Source organism: Paenibacillus endoradicis, from assembly GCF_024721975.1.
In genome coordinates, this window is the sequence record NZ_JANQBB010000006.1 from 139,536 (window position 1) to 158,229 (window position 18,694).

Sequence of the window (18,694 nt, forward strand, 5' to 3'; positions counted from 1 at the left end):
ATTGTTCAAAATTGCTACCATCTTCCTCCACGGAGATGTTCAATTATCGATTTAAGTTCTCCATCATGCTGTGGAGAATCATCTCCACCCTTTATCTCGATTTTTGTAATATCAAGTTTATAAGTTTCTTTAGCGTTTGTTGGAGCAAATATAAGTTCCTGTTCATTTTCAAGCTGAACCTGATACCCTAACTGCGCGAAAGCTGCAATGAAGTCTTTAATACTAGGTTTACGATCATCCGGAAGGAAGATAAGTGCTCTAAGCATTTTCGTATTCGGACCATCAATAAATTTGAAATGAAATATACATTCTCGAAGTGCCATTATTCAAATTAGCCCCTTTCATGTTGTTTTAAGCTATTTTAACCTTTTTTGAATCGTGTTGCCAGTTTAGCACCAACATTTTGTTTCAACCATGGAAGAACGAAGAAGTCACCACCGAATTTACCTGCGTTACCAGCTGCTAGCATAACGATAAAGCCAAGAAGAATCATATATGGGTTAGTACTAACTGTTCCAGCGAACATGAACATGAAGTTCATTAGTAGACCAAAGAATGCGGCTGGTAATGTTAGAACACCTAGAATTAAACCAACACCTACAAGAAACTCACCCCAAGGTAGAATGAAATCAATTATTCCTACGTTTGGCAATGCAAAATGCTCAATAAATGCATTATATAGAGGATATAGTGCTTCATCACCTTTTGCAACTGGATTAGTAACAGCGTTTTGTAGATATCCTGCTGCAGTGAATTCACCGCCAGTTATTTTTCCCCAACCACTTGTAATCCATTTGTATCCTAATACGATCCTTACTATTGCCACTATAGCGGCTGCGATTTTATTTTCTCTCCAAAACTTTAACATATCAATCACTCCCTGTTGTTTATGAACCTAGTATACGATGGCACCATAAATGAGTATGTGATTTTAATCACATATATAGTGAAATAATTCACATTTATTATTTGGAGGTTATTCAGTGGGATAAAACAACTGAAAGCGGTGTAGTTGTTGGGTTCACCCTTAATTACAATGGAATATAATTACATTGTTTTGTATCTATGTCATAATAGTAATACCTAGCTCTCTATAGACGAACATTACAATAGTCTTCTATTTTATTAGATTGTTTTATACGTTGAAGAAAGGTTTGATTACTATGAGAAAGGTTATTGCGATTGTTATCCTTTGTTTATTTCTTAATGCTCTGAGCTTGTAAGCGTTCGAACCTCTATGACGGCTGGTATTGGAGATACTATAAAAGTCATTAAACAATATAAAGGAAGTGATACTTTCAATAACAGTACGTTGGACTATGTCTCCAAAAAGCAGCTATCTAACGATGGGGATCAATTTCTAATGTTTTAATTGAAAACAACAATATCTATTACTCCTCACCTTATTACTCCACATTTATTAGTACGAATCCATTGCAAGATAATGTATTTCTTAAAGGTCCTTTTTCTGGATATAAATTGAAAGATATTATAACTCAGATCAAGACAAGGAAGCATCATAGCCAAAAGCGATAAAAGCAATTGGGAATCCGCTTATGAAATATTGAACAAGCTTCCTTAGATATCTTATATTTTGGCATTTGTGGTAGCTGACTCTGTATACAACTTCCTGTACGTATCCTACTGTGGAACTTAGGGGTAATAAGTTAGGCTACGGGAAGAAATTATTGGAATTTATTGATAAGACGTTTATTGAAATGGACTGTTAATCTAACAATGGAGTTGGTCAATGATGCCGATTATAAAAAGGTTATCGTTTTGGTTTATTATATTTTCAATTTTGATATGCTTTTTCAATATGTCAGGATATGATGATTATAGCATAATCATTTTTATTACAAATCCGATACACTGGCTGAACATTAAATGGTTAACAAGAATCAATGTAAACCCCGATACTACTTATTTGTTCTTACCAATTGTTTATTTACAACATATAGCCTTTTGGGCGATACTTGGACACTTAATTGATTTAATGAGAGTAAGAGTAAGGAACAATAGAAAAAATGATATTGTGTAACGAAAAAATAGACGCATATCCCAACCGAAGGATACACGCCATAGAGAAGAAGAAAAAAAGATTATGAAAGTCGGTAGGTTATGACCTCTTTCACGATCCTATGTCGTAGTATTAACGACTTTGTAATGAATATACTTCCATGTCTGTCATGGCCTTGAAATTTCCTTCATTGAAGATATAACGTTATAGATCAAAAACGACCGCTATAGGGAAAGTCCCTACAAAGCGGTCGTCTGTTTATTTCTATGACGTATTGTTATTTCGGCATTGTTAGTATTATTCGTGTTCCTTTTCCTGACTCAGAAGCGACTAGAAGTGCACCCCCAACACTGTTGGCACGCTCCTCCATACTGAATAAACCTACCCCCGTACGATCCAGCTCAGCATAATTGAAGCCTACACCTTGATCACTAATCGTAATTACGACTTGCTCGGCTTGATCTTCAAAAGAGACAACAGCTTCATCTACGTCTGCATATTTCGCAATATTCGTCAAACCCTCTTGAATAATTCGGTAAATAACCGTTTCCTTCATTGACGTCATTCGGTGCTTCAAACGACCAACTAGCTGGACTTTTATTCCGAAATGTTCGGTGTAATTGTCCATATAGGTTTTAATTGCTGGTTCAACACCAAGATCATCAAGGACAGATGGACGTAGTTGCCATGCCATACTACGAACATCTTGCATCATCGTAGCTACATTACTTCTCAACTGCTGAAGTTCCGATAATTGTTCATGGTCTGCTAACATTCTATCGATTTGAATCATAAAGGAAAATAAACTTTGCCCGATACCGTCATGTAATTCTCTGGAAATACGTTTACGCTCTTCCTCCTGAACTTCCATTACTTTAACCATCATATCTTTAAGATCTTTTTGCGCATCTTTAAGTTTAGTTACTTCATTACGAATCGCTAAGTACTGATATGGTTGATCAGATTCATCTAGAAATGGGACAATCGTCGTATTTACCCAATAAAACGTGCCATCTTTTGCACGATTTTTAATCTCACCCATCCATACTTCTCCACGAGAGATTGTACTCCATAACTCCTTGAAAAAAGCTTTAGGATGATAACCAGAATTGATAATACGATGGTCTTGTCCAATTAGTTCTTCTTCCGAGAATTTCGATATTTCTACAAATTTATCATTAATATATCGTATTTTTCCACGCACATCTGTAATTGCAACGATCGAAGATACACCTAATGCAAATTGCACATCAATCAATTCTGTTAATGATTTTTTCGTACGTTCATACAATTCTTGATCTTCCATCACTTCTTCAAGTCGAGACAGCAGTACATCAATATGTTCAAAGTGTTGCCGACGATTTCGATTATTGCTCATCTTCATCAAATTGCAGCAGCCCCTTTTGCAAAGCGAATTTAATCAACTCTGGTCTAGTTTTCAAACTCAGCTTCTCCATAATGTTACTTTTATGAGCTTCAACCGTCTTCACACTAATATATAGATTTTGAGCAATCTCTTTGTTCGCATACCCTTTGGCAAGCCAACTTAATACTTCTTTCTCACGTTCAGATAGACTCATATAAGCTGTATCATCTATTGTCTCTACACTTTGACGATTCATAAATTCGCTCATTAACGTTTTCGTTGCTGAAGGATAGAGATAAGCTTCACCCTTGGCAACAGCTTGAATTGCACCTACAAGTTCATCATGAGGGGCGTTTTTCAGTATATATCCAGAGGCTCCAACCTTTATTGCTTGGAACAAATATTGCTCATCATCATGCATCGTCAAAATAAGTATATTAACTTGTGGAAGCAGCTTTTTCAATTCTGTCGACGCTGTCATTCCATCCTTGCCATGCGGCATACTCAAATCCATAAGTATAACATTAGGTAAAAGCTCACTTGCTAGAGCAATTGCCTCATTACCTTCAGAGGCTTCACCTACTACCTCTATGTCATAACGACCATGCAACAGCATCGCTAGACCTGATCGAACAACTGCGTGATCATCGCATATAAGAAGCCTAATCATCTCTACAACCCTTTCATCACGGCATCATCTACATTTATTATAACGGTAAACGAGAATGTTTACAGCAAAATGTACGAATTCCGTAATTTCTAAACGGGTGTTTAAGCGATTAGGCTTTATTATTAATATTATATAAAGTATTTGGAGCAGTAAACAGATAGTTCATGCACAATGTCTGTTCCCGCTTCAATTTGCTCAGTGTTATATTTTCCTTCAATACGTTTACCTATTAATATAGCTCCGTAGATTTGAAGGTCGTTAAATATAATTGGCCATGCTGCCGCATGCAGAAGTTTCTCTGTCATCATAATAGATTCGCCTAAATCGAATAATTGATGTTTTGCAGCACTTGTTTGTAAAAAGCGTCCTGTACGGAGAACTTCACCTGTGAGACCAATATTAATCTGTTGTCTAATACGCTCCGTCCGATTACTTACACTGCCATACACGGAATACCAATGGATCTTTCTAGTTGCCCGATCTAAAACTCCAATAGCTGTTAGATCACTTTGTGTACGCTTTAACAATAGTTGTAGTTTTTCTTCTACAAAAATTTGAGTTGGAGTCATAAACCTGCTCCTTTCTGCCTAGTCGATCCAATAGTATTTGCTTTACCCTTATATTAACAGGCTAATGGTCATATGTATGTTAGGGAGATACCTTAAACAGATGTAGGGGATTCCCCAATATTAAGTATGATCATTTCAACGTATAGTATAGATATATAAACCGCACCAGAAAGGATGAAGCTTAGATGAGTATTTATTACGATACAGAGACAACTAAAGTGAAAAGACCGAGCAGCAATCATAGACCTGGTTCTCTAAGCACAGTGTTTACAGAAGAGCAACTCGATATTCTTGCTTCGGTTATGCACACCAAAAAATACTCTGCCGGCACACACCTATTCTGGGAAGGTGACGAAGCGAATGCAGTGTATTGGATCTTGAAAGGTCGCGTTAAACTGCGTAAATCTACTTCTGATGGCAAAGATCTTCTACTTTCTATTCTACAACCTGATGATATGATTGCCGACATTGACGCATGGGATACGACCCATCGTTACACTGCGGAAACGATTGATCAAGTAGAAGTAGGAATTATTCCTAGATTGCAACTTGAAATGCTAATGGTCAAATACGGTGATTTTGCTTATCGTTATGCGATGTGGATGGGGCTTATCCAACGCAAGACAGAATCTAAGTTGCGCGATTTACTAATGGGTGGAAAAACTGGCGCACTTGCATCTACACTTATTCGTCTATGTAATAGCTTTGGTGAAAAACAAGCTAATCACATTCATATTGATATTAAATTAACAAACAACGAGCTGGCAGAATTAGTAGGAACAACTAGAGAAGGTATTAATCGCTTGTTAGCTTCTATGAAAAAAGATGGTATCGTCATTAGTGAGGGAACAGGCTACTTGAAAGTAACAGATCTTGAGGCTTTGAAAGAAATGGCTGGTTGTCCGATGTGTCCAACTTGTCCAAAAGAAATATGCCGATTATAAAAAGCAACACAAAAAGACCAATAATGATGCTGAATCAAGCATATTATTGGTCTTTTCTTATTATCTTTTCTCCTAAGAAATTGAGTAAGGTTCCTCGATATCTGGGTTGATAAAATATTGCTCTTTATCTGATATTTGAAATCTCTCATCTCCGAACAGTTCCTCCCATATCCAAACAAAAAAATCTTTAGCATTTGTCGGATGATCAAATGGTGGGAGACAAGAATGGAACACTCTTTCAAAATCAATCTCAGAAGTCGATAAATAATAATTCAATGCTAGTTTTACCTTCTCTTGGTTCTCGATTGTTAGACTGTAAAAAGAGGCCGGAATTATCCTTCTAATAATTGCTCTATATTGTTCTTTATCTGCTATATCTAATTCTCTGTACTTCTCTACTTCCTCATCGACATCAGCCATTCCAGTAATTGGAATCAGCAATTGACTAAGAAAATGTGGATTAATGGTAATCAAACTGCATCACGCCTTTTCATAATTATTCTCCAATGACAGGAAATAACGTTATCATGTCACCATTTCTAAATACTGCAGTTACTCTTTTCGTTTTTACAAGCTTATCGTCTCGCACTCTATATCCCTCGCCAATCTCATAGTTAAGATCAAAGGTAAAGACATCCTTTTTCGTAACGTCATGTATTTTTTCTGCACGTTGAAGTACTTCTAGCTCTATAGCACTACTAAGAAATCTTGAAGAATCAACAGCTCTGCCTCTTACTCCATCAGGAGTTTCTCCTGTCGTTGCACGCTTTCTCTGTTCTCTTCGTGTCGTTTCAGCTCCATGCCTTGAAAAAAAATGAGCACCTGTTGTTCTACTCTCCACTTTTTCTAACTTCTCACGTGCTTTCCGTTCATCCTCTTTTCTTTTTGCTTTACTACCTTTAACTTTTCTCTCAGGGTTAATTTTAATATGAACATATGCTTCAGGTGTATCCCTATCAATAACTTCTATAATACTCAACCGAAATCGGACTTTTATAGATGGAAAATAAGTTTCAACTTCCTCCAAAGATCCATCATATTGGGTCAAGATTTGATCTATCGTTTTCTGAGCAAGGTTTAAATCTCTTTCCATCACTTCGCGATTTCGTTTCTCTGGTGATGGTGGCATAGCCAATATCTCTTCAACTGACATGTTTTCCATTGACTCTTCCATTATTTTATCATGACGCTGCTCCTGCTGATCTAGAGGCTCATTTTCCTTATACATACTACTCATGTATTGTTGTATTGCTTTATTACCTATACTTTGCTGTGCCTGCATCATTTGAGCAGTCATGAATAAATTCGGAGTCCTCTGATCGTGCTTTATCGTTGAATTATTTCCTTGCTTCCGCACGCTCTTCTGTTGATTTCCAGAAACTCTTGCTGGGTACTGATTAAGCATACAAATTCCCCCCAAGTTCTAATAAAACATTAGATTTTCAGTTGATTATATCAGTTATACAATTTTTACCATAAAAACACAATTGTTTTCCTTACTTACTCTACGCTCAACGTTGCAACACAATTGCAACGATTCATCAAAAACTTTGTGATATTTAGCACATCGTTTCACTGTTATCTACTCTACAATGTAATTATTATCATCGTTATATTGCAAGAAAAGTATGAAAAGTTTAAGGAGTGATCTGCTATGGCAGTAAAAGAGTCCAAACTCCAACATTTCAATAAAGATGATCTGCATATTCAACTATGTATTGAGCGAGCAAGCATAGCCGCCCAGCATTTCAGTACGATGGGCCAAGAACATATCGATGAAATGGTTCAACGTATGGCACTTGCAGGAATAAATCGACATATGGAGCTTGCAAAGCTTGAACTTGAAGAGACCAACCGTGGTGTATTCGAAGATAAAATTTTGAAAAATATGAATGCCACGGAGAGCATTTATCATCAATTGAAATATATGAGAACAGTTGGAGAAATTGAGAACAATCAATATGAGCAATACAAAGTGATTGCTGAGCCAATCGGTACGATTGTGGCCTTGATTACAGAAGTGTCACCTGTTGCTAATACACTGTTTCAATGTTTAGTAGCAATGAAAACACGTAATCCTATTATCTTTGTATTCCAAAAAGAAGTGACTCGTTGTGGCATTGAAGCCGTGCAAAGCGTTCGCGATGCAGCAATTCTTACAGGTGCATCAGCATTTTGTATTCAATGGGTTGAACATCCTACCCATGCATCGACTCTAGAATTAATGTCTCACGATGATGTTGCTTTAGTTATATCTAATGGGGATGATCTTTTATTGAAAGCTGCTAAACAACTTGGAAAATCAACATTAAGTGTTTCCTATGGAAACGTACCTTGCTATATTGAACGCACCGCAGATTTGAAACAGGCAATAACAGATTTGATATTATCTAAAAATTTCGACAATAGTATGATGTTCACTTCTGAACAAGCTCTACTAGTAGATCGACATATATATAATCAAGTGTTACGCATGATGAAAGTACTAGGCTGTCATTTCCTTGACGTAGACGAGAGCACTAAGCTTATGAATTATATCTTCAATGAGCAAGGTCAACTGAAAAGTTGCTATATCGGAAAACCAGCGGTTGATATCGCCACTGCCGCTGAATTAGACATACCTGAAGATACGAAGCTATTAATTGTTCCACAACAATATGTTGGCGTATCATTTCCCTTCTCAGGAGTAAAAGCTTGTCCGATCATCGCACTCTACATTGTAGAAGATGCTGAAATGGCGATTACAATAGCTCAACAACTTATTGCATTAGGTCATGGTAAACATTCTGCGATTATTCATAGCCATAATGAGCTAATCATCCAGAAATTCAGTCAGCGATTATCGAGTAATCGGGTCATTGTCAATGCACCAGCCATTCAAGCAGCAATGACTTATCAAGATCGTGAACAGTTACCATTCGCAGCTTTTGGCTATCAATCATCTACCAATCATCAACGAATAAATAGTGAATTACTTCACCTTAAACATGTTTCTAATCGTAATGTGGATATGCAATGGTTCAAAATACCACCGAAGCTATATTTCTCAGCTGGTGCAACACAGTATTTGACGAAAATGCCCAACATACACCGCATTATCATCATTACCGATCAACGGATGGAACAACTGGGGTACGTTGATAAAGTTCAATACTTCCTACGCAAACGTAGTGAACCAATACAGATCGAAATTTTTGCAGAGGTAGAACATGAGCCTACAATAGATATCGTTATGCAAGGTACAGATCGTATGAACGCTTTTCAACCAGATTGTATTATTGCACTTGGTGGTGGTTCTGTTATAGATGCTGCCAAAGCGATGTGGTTATTCTATGAAAGCCCTGAAACTAGCTTTGATACCATCAAAATGAAATTTATGAATATTCGTAATCGAGTATATAAATATCCGCATCTCGGTAAGCGGGCGAAGCTTGTTGCCATTCCAACAACATCAGGTACTGGATCTGAAGTAACGTCATTCGCAACGATTACAGATGTTAGTAAAGGTCATTCAAAATATCCATTAGCGGATTATGAATTGACACCTGATGTAGCAATTATCGATTCAGAATATACTGCTTCACTTTCACCTACGGTCATCGGTGATACCGGAATGGATGTTCTAACTCATGCGATAGAAGCTTATGTTTCCATCATGGCCAATGATTTCAGCGACGGTCTATCTATTAAAGCCATACAATTAGTAATTGAGAATTTAGAAAAATCACATGCGATAGCTGATCCAGTTGCACGAGAGAAAATGCATAACGCTTCAACCATTGCAGGCATGTCATTTTCTAATGCATTTCTAGGAATTTGTCATAGCCTCTCTCATAAATTCAGTGCGGAATTTCAATTGCCGCATGGTCGAGTCAATGCGATTCTGTTGCCTCATATTATTCGTTACAATGCTTCTCGACCAACCAAGTTTCAAAATTTCTCAAACTATAAGCATTTCCAAGCTGATGTACGTTATGCAGAAATAGCCCGCTTAGCTGGCTTACCCGCACATTCCACAACAGAAGGTGTGAATAGTTTAATTCTATGTGTTAGACAGCTAAATCGTTCACTTGGCATACCTGAAAGCTTCGAGCAATGTGGCATCTCAGCTATTTCATTCGACTCAAAAGTTGAATATCTTGCCGAGCGAGCATTCGAGGATCAGTATACGAATTATAATCCAAGGCTCCCTTTAGTATCTGAGCTTTCTCAACTATACCGTCAAGCTTTCTATGGTGAATTTCAATAATTATACTTCAGCAGCAACATGACGAGGAGGAATTAATAATGAGCACATTAAGCACAGTAACAGGTAATATAGTAGCATGGCGTAACTTTGAAGAAGGACAATGGACAAATGGCATCGATGTGAGAGATTTCATCGTGCGCAATATGACACCCTATCTAGCTGATGAGCAATTTCTAGCACCTTCAACCGAAGCAACTGATAAGCTTTGGGATCGAATTAGTCAACTATCACGTGAAGAGATAGCACGTGGCGGCGTATGGGATGTAGATACAACTACTGTCTCCACTATTACTTCTCATGCAGCTGGTTACATCGATCAAGAGCTTGAACAAATTGTCGGTGTACAGACTGATGCTCCATTTAAACGTTCTGTGCAACCATTTGGTGGGATTAAGATGGTCGTAGATGCTTGTAAAGCCTACGGATATGAAATTCCACAAGAACTTATCGATGTGTTCACTGTTATTCGTAAAACGCATAACCAAGGTGTATTTGATGCTTACACACCTGAGATGCGACTTGCTCGTAAAACGGGGATTATTACTGGATTACCAGATGCTTATGGTCGCGGTCGTATCATTGGAGATTATCGTCGCGTTGCTTTGTATGGTGTTGATCATCTTATTCAGTGTAAATTAGCAGACAAAACGTTAACTGATGCTGCACCAATGAATGAAGAAACCATTCGTGAACGCGAAGAGCATTCTGAACAAATTCGTTCGCTTCAAGAATTGAAAGAAATGGCAGCTACTTATGGCTATGACATCGCTCGTCCTGCAGAAAATGCAAAAGAAGCGATTCAATGGTTATACTTCGCTTATCTTGCAGCTATTAAAGAACAAAATGGTGCTGCTATGAGCTTAGGTCGTGTCTCTACATTCATCGATATCTATATAGAACGTGATCTGCAAGAGGGTAATTTGACGGAGCAAGAAGCACAGCAATTAATGGATCACTTCGTTATGAAATTACGTATTGTGAAATTCCTTCGCACTCCAGATTATAATGAATTATTCAGTGGTGATCCGACTTGGGTAACAGAATCTATTGGTGGGGTTAGCATCAATGGTAAACCTATGGTTACGAAATCTTCATATCGTATTCTGCATACGTTGTATACGCTTGGACCATCTCCTGAACCGAACTTAACGGTGCTCTGGTCTAATGATCTACCAGCAGCATTCAAGAAATATTGCGCTAAAGTATCAATTGAAACAAGTTCCATTCAGTATGAAAATGATGATCTAATGCGACCAAAATTCGGCGATGACTATGGAATTGCCTGTTGTGTATCGGCAATGCGTATCGGCAAACAAATGCAATTTTTCGGTGCAAGAGCTAACTTAGCTAAAGCATTACTATATGCGATTAACGGCGGCGTTGATGAGAAAATGAACGTTCCTGTCGTTTCCGCAGCACTGCCAGCTCTTCAATCCGAAGTACTTGATTATGAAGAAGTCATGCAACACTATGATCATGTACTAGATTGGCTTGCAGGATTGTACATTAATACATTGAATGTCATTCATTATATGCATGATAAATATAGCTATGAAAGATTAGAATTTGCGCTACATGATCGAGAAATTGTTCGTACGATGGCATGTGGTATTGCTGGTCTATCCGTTGTTGCAGATAGTCTGAGCGCTATTAAATTCGCTAAAGTATATCCGATTCGGAATGAGCAAGGTATTGCTGTTGACTTCCGCACAGAGGGCGAATATCCACAATACGGTAACAATGATGATCGCGTTGACCAAATTGCTGTAGATCTTGTTCATCGCTTTATGGAGAAACTAAGAAAACATCCAACCTACCGTAATGCGATTACAACGCAATCTGTGCTTACCATTACTTCGAATGTTGTGTATGGTAAGAAAACAGGTACAACACCAGATGGTCGTAAAGCAGGTGAACCATTCGCTCCGGGTGCTAACCCTATGCATGGTCGCGATCGTAAAGGCGCACTGGCATCACTGACTAGTGTTGCAAAACTACCATATGACGATTCGCTTGATGGTATTTCTAACACTTTCTCAATTGTCGGTCGTGCTCTTGGTAAAGATGAAATCACTCAGAAGAACAATTTAACTTCACTACTAGATACTTATATGTATCAAAATGCGCATCATCTTAACGTAAACGTATTTGATCGGGAGACATTGCAAGATGCGATGGAACATCCAGAACTGTATCCACAGCTAACTGTTCGTGTATCTGGCTATGCTGTTAACTTTATTAAGCTGACGAAGGAGCAACAGCTTGAGGTCATTAGTCGTACGTTCCACGGAGAAATGTAATGACTGATCTTGCAAAGCAAATAGAACATGACCGTCATATGAAAGGACGTATTCACTCCTTCGAAACGTTCGGAACTGTTGATGGTCCTGGTATTCGGTTCGTACTCTTCATGCAAGGTTGTGCGCTTCGTTGTCAATTCTGTCATAATCCAGATACATGGGATATGACGACTGGAAAAGTTATGACAGTGGATGAAGTTATTGCAGAAATCGAACCTTATCTCGCTTACTATCGTACTTCTGGCGGCGGTGTCACCTTCTCAGGTGGAGAGCCGTCGCTACAAGCTCCTTTTCTTGCAGCACTAGGTAGGGAGTTGAAACGTAGACATCAGATGCATATCGCTATGGATTCATCTGGATTTTGCGAGCCATCTCATCTCGACTCAACTAGATTGTTAGATGTATTAGATCTGATCTTGCTTGATCTTAAGTTAGTTAATGAGCAGAAACATATGATACTAACTACACAATCTAATGAGCGCATCTTAAGAATGGCTCGTCATGTAACTGAGCATGGTACGAAATTATGGATTAGACATGTTGTTCTGCCTGGTATTACAACTGAACCTGATGATGTTGAGGCGTTAGCTAATATGGTCGCTAGTTTACCTACTGTAGAAAAAGTCGAATTATTACCGTATCATGAGATGGGTAAATTCAAATGGAAAAGTCTTGGATTAGACTATGAGCTAGACCATATTCATCCTCCTTCACAGGAGCAAATGGCTAGCATCAAGCAGCAACTTGAATCTTCCTTAAACATTCCTATTATAGTATAAAACACTAAAAAACAAGTTGATTCTGGTATTTTACTGGAATCAGCTTGTTTTACTTAGTTTAAGGTCGATTTTGTCTATAAAATGAAGCAGTCGAATTTTCTTCTTTGTGCTTCTTCATTACTTCAGATAAGATAAAGATATTATTATGCTACTTTGAAAACTCACCTCTTTAAATAAAGTATGTAAATTGTACTATTGACAATTCTTTAATATAAAGATAATCTTGAAATAAATTACTAATATACATTTTACTGGGATTAACAAGTAATTAGTATGTATATTGTTCCTGAGAACATTTGTGAGAACTATCACCTTACTCCGATTTAGGACAACCTCGTCCGCTACTGTTTGTAACTAGATCAAGTAACTCCATGATCCAATCTCAAATAACTACATCTCGCACAATATAAAGTAACCGCTTACTATCTGACTTTATTCAATTCTTACCCACTCCAATCATCCACTAATTTCAAAAATTGTATTTAAAAGCTTAGTTTCTTTGTACAAGCTTTAAACTCTTCCCTTCCCTCGTAATTTCCATACGCATGAAGCGTGTATCCTATCTTGTCTCTTCACTTTTTATTTCATATGTTATAAAGCTCAGCCCTTTTCCAATATCAGTTAATCTCAACCTTAACTTAATTACAATAATATGTATGCGTTTTCATTCTTTCTTTGTACAATACCATACTCTAATAAGGGGGTGAATAACAACTCAAAGTCAGCTTCAACAACAAGGTTCAACTGCATTCTTCACAATGAATTAAATATGAGGAGGAAATGTTAATGTTAACCTACACCTATCGTAAATTATCTACTTTTTTAGTTGTCACCTTGCTATTAGCAAGCTTCATCGTGGAGACACCTCAAGTCGCACAGGCAGCAACTAGTGAGCCTTACAAGTGGCAAAACGTTGTTACTAACGGCGGCGGCGGCTTTATTCCTGGTATCATATTCAATCAATCAGAACAAGATCTCATTTATGCAAGAACTGATATAGGTGGCGCTTATCGCTGGAATCCAGCAAACGAAACTTGGATTCCACTATTAGACTTTGTCGGGTGGGACGACTGGGGAAAATCTGGGGTTGATGCGCTTGCAACCGATCCAGTTGATCCTGATCGTGTCTACATTGCTGCAGGAACTTATACCAACAGCTGGGAGTCAAACAACGGATATATATTAAGATCTACAAATAGAGGCGATACATGGCAGGAAACTGAGCTTCCCTTCAAAGTGGGTGGCAATATGCCAGGACGCTCGATGGGCGAACGTTTACAAATTGATCCCAATGATAACTCAATCTTATACTTTGGAGCTCGTAGTGGAAATGGCTTATGGAAGAGTACAGACTATGGCGTTACTTGGTCAGAAGTAACCAGCTTCCCTAATGCTGGTACGTATATACAAGATCCATCCAATGAATATCAAGGTGATATTATGGGGCTGGCTTGGATCACATTTGATCCTACTACCGGAACAGCTGGAAATGCTACCCAAACGATTTATGTCGGTGTAGCTGACTTAGCGGAAAGCGTCTACCGCAGTACAGATGGCGGAACAACATGGCAAGCTGTACCTAATCAACCGGTTGGATACTTGCCACATCACGGTGTGCTTTCCTCCAATGGAGAATTGTATATCACTTATAGTGACGGCATCGGTCCTTATGACGGTGAAAAAGGTGAAGTTTGGAAATTAAAAACGCAAACAGGAGTATGGACGAATATTAGTCCAGTAGCAGCGATTGATAATTACTTTGGTTATGGTGGTCTTGCTGTCGATGCACAGCAACCGAATACGATTATGGTCTCCTCGCTTAACTCGTGGTGGCCAGATGCGATTATTTTCCGAAGTACTGATGGTGGAGCAAACTGGACTCGTATCTGGGACTGGGATGGCTATCCGAATCGAAGTCTACGTTACACACATGATATTACTGCAGCACCATGGCTAGACTTTGAACAAAATCCAACGATGCCAGAAATAACTCCTAAGCTTGGTTGGATGATTGGAGCGCTAGAAATCGATCCATTTGATTCTAATCGAATGATGTATGGTACTGGTGCTACGATCTACGGTACAAAAAACCTAACCGCTTGGGACAACAATCAAAAATTCAAGCTTGAGGTTATGGCAAAAGGTATCGAAGAAACTGCTGTGCAAGATTTGGTAAGCCCTCCAACTGGACCACATCTCGTTAGCGCAATGTATGATGTTACTGGCTTTAGACATGATGATTTATTAACAGCACCCGCCAAAATGATGACTAATCCGAATAGCTCATTGAGCATCGACTATGCTGAACTTAACCCTACTTTCTTCGCTCGTGTAGGCACTGCGGATTACACATTAGACCCTAATGCCAAATCAATTGGATTCTCGTATGACAGCGCTGCTAATTGGAACAAAGCAAATAGTGAGCCTACTGGTACAAAAGGTGGCGGCAATGTCGCTGTCTCAGCTAACGGAAATGCCATTGTTTGGAGTACCAAGGATGTCGGTGTCTACTACTCTAGTTCAAGTGGAAACAATTGGACGAAAAGCACTGGTGTTCCAGATGGAGCAAAGGTACGCTCTGATCGTGTCAACTCTAGCAAATTCTATGCCTCAATTGAGGGTATGTTCTATGTAAGTACAAATGGTGGGGCTAGTTTTACTCAAACTGTATCGACAGGTTTACCAGCGGAAGGCACTCTGAATTTCAAAGCAATGCCTGGACATGAAGGAGATATTTGGCTTGCTGGTGGTAATGATGAAGGCGGCGTATATGGTCTATGGCATTCGACTGACTCAGGACAAAGCTTTACGAGGTTAAGTAATGTTCAAGAAGCAGATACCGTTGGATTTGGTAAAGCGGCACCTGGCCAAACCTATATGGCTATCTATGTTACTGCAAAAATTGATAATGTACGTGGCGTTTATCGTTCTGACGATGCTGGCACATCTTGGATTAGAATTAATGATGATCAACATCAGTATGCAGTTCCTAATACAACAATTACTGGCGATCCAAGAGTATATGGCAGAGTGTATCTTGGAACAAACGGTAGAGGAATTCTGTTCGCAGATCCTGTTAACGGAACTGAAAACCCGGGCGGCCCTGATCCGATTGAATCTTCTTCCATCACCCCAATAATCAGTAATTTTGATAAAAAAACTGAGCTACAAGCGAACATCGCTATATCGCTTACGCTGAACGGTAACACATTTGTCGGAGTTAAAAATGGAGGTTACACGCTTGTTTCTGGAACCGACTATACTGTAAGCGGAACTACGGTTACGCTATCTAAATCCTATTTGTCTAGTTTACCACTTGGTAGTACCGTTCTATCCTTTCAATTCAGTGCAGGCACTTCACCTAGTCTACAAGTGACAATTAGCGATTCTACAATACCTGAACCGAGTGAACCAGGAAACATTAAGGTAGAAATGTATAATGGCGGACTGAGTTCATCTTCTGTATCTATTAATCCACGTATCCGAATTACGAATACTGGAACTACCTCTATTTCATTAGCAGATGTCAACCTTCGATACTACTATACAGCAGACGGCACACAAGCACAGAACTTTTTCTGCGATTGGACAAGCGTAGGTAACGCTAATGTACAAGGTAGTTTCCACACACTATCAACTAGCAAGCCGAATGCCGACTCATATTTGAAAATTAGCTTTACGAGCGCTGCAGGTTCAATTGCCCCAGGACAAAGCATCGATGTACAGACTCGCTTCTCTAAATCTGACTGGTCCAATTACAATCAAAGCAATGACTATTCATTCAACGCTACGGCAACTTCATATGCAGAAAACAACAAAATGACAGCATATATTGGAAATGACCTACAATGGGGAATTGAGCCTTAATCTTATCGTCATTAGTTGATTAAAGTAAGCCCCTCCTTTCATCAAAATTATTAACTAAAAAATCCTCCTATCTCACTTTCAATGTGATTTAGGAGGATTTTTTCTGATATAACCATTTAATAGGATGCTCATATGTAAAATTAACCCATACTTGTTTATTCCATATTACTTAAACTTCCTGTATACTCTTTGCAAAGACTGATTGAATATAGAAGTAATGGGAGGTAAATATGAAGCGGATATTAACAGTATTAATGCTGATGGTTACGTTATTGGTAGCAGCTAGCTGTTCTTCTACTACAGAACGTCCCTTTATGATATGGATGGATTCTTACATTGCAGTAGATGTTAATACTCAGCAGATAATCAGTACATCTCTGTACTCCAAACAGAAACTATCTTTCACGCCTGAAGATATTATTAATGTACAATTTATCGGAGGAAATAACAAAATTGTTATCGATCAATATGAAATAACTGAAAACAAGGATAAGTCTACTTCATATTACCGATACGATTTGCTACTAACTTATAAAGCAATAGAAATAGGGAAATTCGAGACAATAGGTATTAAAATTACGACAACCACTTTGCCCATCATGTCATTTCCTATAGGTACTTGGCACTTCGATGTCAATGAAACGGCTGCAAATGTAATTGAATCTTGGACATCGGTTGCAGCAACATCTAATAATGTTATGCTTCCGTATAACTACACGTTAGTTAATGAAGCTATATTACTTACCACGATTCAATATAGTAAGCATGACTCCATCCATGATGCTAATGGTTTACCTCTAGAAGATAAAATCGATATTAGTAAGCAATATGAATCACCAATTGTATATGTACGAACAAAAATCAACTCTGTTGTAGATGAACGGAATGTGATTGATTATGGCAATGGAATTTATCTTCAATCGCCACTATCGTTAAAAGAAATCGTTGAGATTTCAAGAACTCATAATCAAGTGGAGTGATAATAAATGATTAATATTAATGTAGAGTTAGTTAGCAAGTTAATTAATGAACAATTTCCAGAGTGGTCTGATCTACCTATTAGACCTGTACAATATGGTGGACATGACAATAGAACATTTCATCTAGGAGACCATATGAGCGTACGGTTACCTAGTGCAGAGTGCTATGTGCCTCAAGTGGAGAAAGAGTATAAATGGTTGCCATTATTGCAGAAAGGGCTTTCCACACCTATTTCTACACCAGTAGCTATAGGACACGTTAGTGAGCATTACCCGTGGCCATGGTCTATCAATAAATGGTTAGAGGGTGAATCCTTATCTCCAACAAACGTGAACGATCTCAATTCAATTGCTACAGACTTAGCATTATTTCTAATTGAGTTGCAATCTATTAATGCTAGTAGCGGTCCAGTAGCGGGAGCACATAATTTTTATCGAGGCGGCTCACTTGCAGTATATGATGAAGAATCGATGTTGGCGATTAATAATAATAAAGAAACTTTTGATAAGCGCATATTGAAAGAAATTTGGGAACTAGCATTAAATTCTAACTGGGATCGTGAACCTGTATGGGTTCACGGTGATATTGCACCTGGTAATATTCTGGTTAAGGATGGAAAACTTTGTGCAGTCATTGATTTCGGAATATTAGGCATAGGGGATCCTGCTTGTGATGCTGCAATGGCTTGGGATTTTTTTGACTCTACTAATAGAGCAGTATTCCAAAATACTTTACAGATGAACGAGGCTACGTGGAACAGAGCAAGAGGATGGGCTCTATGGAAGGCGTTAATCACTTATAACAATAGTAAAAGTGCTGACAAATCAACAGCAAAGCAATCTCATCGGGTTATTAGTATAATCATAGAGGATTATCTTCTAGAGAAGAGCAAATGACAGGTTGTACCAAATTTCTGTCAGTGCTTATGTGATTAACATACAAAAAAGGA

14 protein-coding genes are annotated in these 18,694 nt (G+C 38.3%); 7 read left to right on the top strand and 7 right to left on the bottom strand.

All coding sequences use genetic code 11. The features are described from left to right. Positions 1 to 14: 14 nt before the first annotated feature. The 5 genes from NV377_RS19130 to NV377_RS19150 form a co-directional block, all read right to left on the bottom strand. Complete coding sequence (locus tag NV377_RS19130) at positions 15 to 323, bottom strand: hypothetical protein (RefSeq protein WP_258202408.1); 309 nt, start codon at positions 321 to 323, stop codon at positions 15 to 17. A 38-nt stretch (positions 324 to 361) separates the two neighbouring features. Then, on the bottom strand, positions 362 to 868 hold the full coding sequence (locus NV377_RS19135; protein ID WP_258202409.1) for a DoxX family membrane protein: 507 nt from the start codon (positions 866 to 868) through the stop codon (positions 362 to 364). A 1,429-nt stretch (positions 869 to 2,297) separates the two neighbouring features. Next, positions 2,298 to 3,398, bottom strand: a complete 1,101-nt coding sequence (locus NV377_RS19140; RefSeq protein WP_258202650.1) for a PAS domain-containing sensor histidine kinase — start codon at positions 3,396 to 3,398, stop codon at positions 2,298 to 2,300. Continuing rightward, on the bottom strand, positions 3,388 to 4,056 hold the full coding sequence (locus NV377_RS19145) for a response regulator transcription factor (RefSeq protein WP_258202410.1): 669 nt from the start codon (positions 4,054 to 4,056) through the stop codon (positions 3,388 to 3,390). Before NV377_RS19145 ends, NV377_RS19140 begins: the two co-directional genes overlap by 11 nt. A gap of 128 nt (positions 4,057 to 4,184) precedes the next feature. Continuing rightward, positions 4,185 to 4,625 (bottom strand): GAF domain-containing protein, encoded by a 441-nt coding sequence (locus NV377_RS19150; protein ID WP_258202411.1) that lies wholly within the window; start codon positions 4,623 to 4,625, stop codon positions 4,185 to 4,187. A 185-nt stretch (positions 4,626 to 4,810) separates the two neighbouring features. Between NV377_RS19150 and NV377_RS19155 the strand changes: the two genes are divergently transcribed. Beyond that, entirely contained in the window at positions 4,811 to 5,569 is a 759-nt protein-coding gene (locus tag NV377_RS19155) for a Crp/Fnr family transcriptional regulator (RefSeq protein ID WP_258202412.1), read from the top strand. A 72-nt stretch (positions 5,570 to 5,641) separates the two neighbouring features. On the opposite strand, the gene NV377_RS19160 is transcribed toward NV377_RS19155, so the two are convergent. Continuing rightward, positions 5,642 to 6,043, bottom strand: coding sequence for a hypothetical protein (locus NV377_RS19160; RefSeq protein WP_258202413.1), 402 nt, complete (start codon positions 6,041 to 6,043; stop codon positions 5,642 to 5,644). Positions 6,044 to 6,065: 22 nt separating this feature from the next. Further along, positions 6,066 to 6,974: a hypothetical protein gene (locus NV377_RS19165; RefSeq protein WP_258202414.1), complete on the bottom strand. Its 909-nt coding sequence runs from the start codon at positions 6,972 to 6,974 to the stop codon at positions 6,066 to 6,068. A 249-nt stretch (positions 6,975 to 7,223) separates the two neighbouring features. Between NV377_RS19165 and adhE the strand changes: the two genes are divergently transcribed. The 6 genes from adhE to NV377_RS19195 all read left to right on the top strand — a co-directional run bounded on the left by adhE (position 7,224) and on the right by NV377_RS19195 (position 18,641). Further along, positions 7,224 to 9,818, top strand: a complete 2,595-nt coding sequence (gene adhE / locus NV377_RS19170) for a bifunctional acetaldehyde-CoA/alcohol dehydrogenase (protein ID WP_258202415.1) — start codon at positions 7,224 to 7,226, stop codon at positions 9,816 to 9,818. Positions 9,819 to 9,856: 38 nt separating this feature from the next. Continuing rightward, on the top strand, positions 9,857 to 12,118 hold the full coding sequence (gene pflB / locus NV377_RS19175; protein WP_258202416.1) for a formate C-acetyltransferase: 2,262 nt from the start codon (positions 9,857 to 9,859) through the stop codon (positions 12,116 to 12,118). A gap of 38 nt (positions 12,119 to 12,156) precedes the next feature. After that, positions 12,157 to 12,897: a pyruvate formate-lyase-activating protein gene (gene pflA / locus NV377_RS19180; protein WP_258202651.1), complete on the top strand. Its 741-nt coding sequence runs from the start codon at positions 12,157 to 12,159 to the stop codon at positions 12,895 to 12,897. A 786-nt stretch (positions 12,898 to 13,683) separates the two neighbouring features. Next, on the top strand, positions 13,684 to 16,764 hold the full coding sequence (locus tag NV377_RS19185) for a cellulose binding domain-containing protein (RefSeq protein ID WP_258202417.1): 3,081 nt from the start codon (positions 13,684 to 13,686) through the stop codon (positions 16,762 to 16,764). 230 nt (positions 16,765 to 16,994) lie between these two features. Then, complete coding sequence (locus NV377_RS19190; RefSeq protein ID WP_258202418.1) at positions 16,995 to 17,744, top strand: hypothetical protein; 750 nt, start codon at positions 16,995 to 16,997, stop codon at positions 17,742 to 17,744. Positions 17,745 to 17,750: 6 nt separating this feature from the next. Then, on the top strand, positions 17,751 to 18,641 hold the full coding sequence (locus tag NV377_RS19195; protein WP_258202419.1) for an aminoglycoside phosphotransferase family protein: 891 nt from the start codon (positions 17,751 to 17,753) through the stop codon (positions 18,639 to 18,641). Positions 18,642 to 18,694 lie beyond the last annotated feature (53 nt).

Excerpts from the sequence above, each read along its gene's own strand:
- NV377_RS19135 (WP_258202409.1), bottom strand. The coding sequence starts at position 868 with ATGTTAAAGTTTTGGAGAGAAAATAAAATCGCAGCCGCTATAGTGGCA.
- NV377_RS19145 (WP_258202410.1), bottom strand. The coding sequence starts at position 4,056 with ATGATTAGGCTTCTTATATGCGATGATCACGCAGTTGTTCGATCAGGT.
- NV377_RS19155 (WP_258202412.1), top strand. The coding sequence starts at position 4,811 with ATGAGTATTTATTACGATACAGAGACAACTAAAGTGAAAAGACCGAGC.
- NV377_RS19195 (WP_258202419.1), top strand. The coding sequence starts at position 17,751 with ATGATTAATATTAATGTAGAGTTAGTTAGCAAGTTAATTAATGAACAA.
- NV377_RS19185 (WP_258202417.1), top strand. The coding sequence starts at position 13,684 with ATGTTAACCTACACCTATCGTAAATTATCTACTTTTTTAGTTGTCACC.
- NV377_RS19165 (WP_258202414.1), bottom strand. The coding sequence starts at position 6,974 with ATGCTTAATCAGTACCCAGCAAGAGTTTCTGGAAATCAACAGAAGAGC.
- pflB (WP_258202416.1), top strand. The coding sequence starts at position 9,857 with ATGAGCACATTAAGCACAGTAACAGGTAATATAGTAGCATGGCGTAAC.
- NV377_RS19130 (WP_258202408.1), bottom strand. The coding sequence starts at position 323 with ATGGCACTTCGAGAATGTATATTTCATTTCAAATTTATTGATGGTCCG.
- NV377_RS19150 (WP_258202411.1), bottom strand. The coding sequence starts at position 4,625 with ATGACTCCAACTCAAATTTTTGTAGAAGAAAAACTACAACTATTGTTA.
- NV377_RS19140 (WP_258202650.1), bottom strand. The coding sequence starts at position 3,398 with ATGAGCAATAATCGAAATCGTCGGCAACACTTTGAACATATTGATGTA.
- NV377_RS19190 (WP_258202418.1), top strand. The coding sequence starts at position 16,995 with ATGAAGCGGATATTAACAGTATTAATGCTGATGGTTACGTTATTGGTA.
- adhE (WP_258202415.1), top strand. The coding sequence starts at position 7,224 with ATGGCAGTAAAAGAGTCCAAACTCCAACATTTCAATAAAGATGATCTG.
- pflA (WP_258202651.1), top strand. The coding sequence starts at position 12,157 with ATGAAAGGACGTATTCACTCCTTCGAAACGTTCGGAACTGTTGATGGT.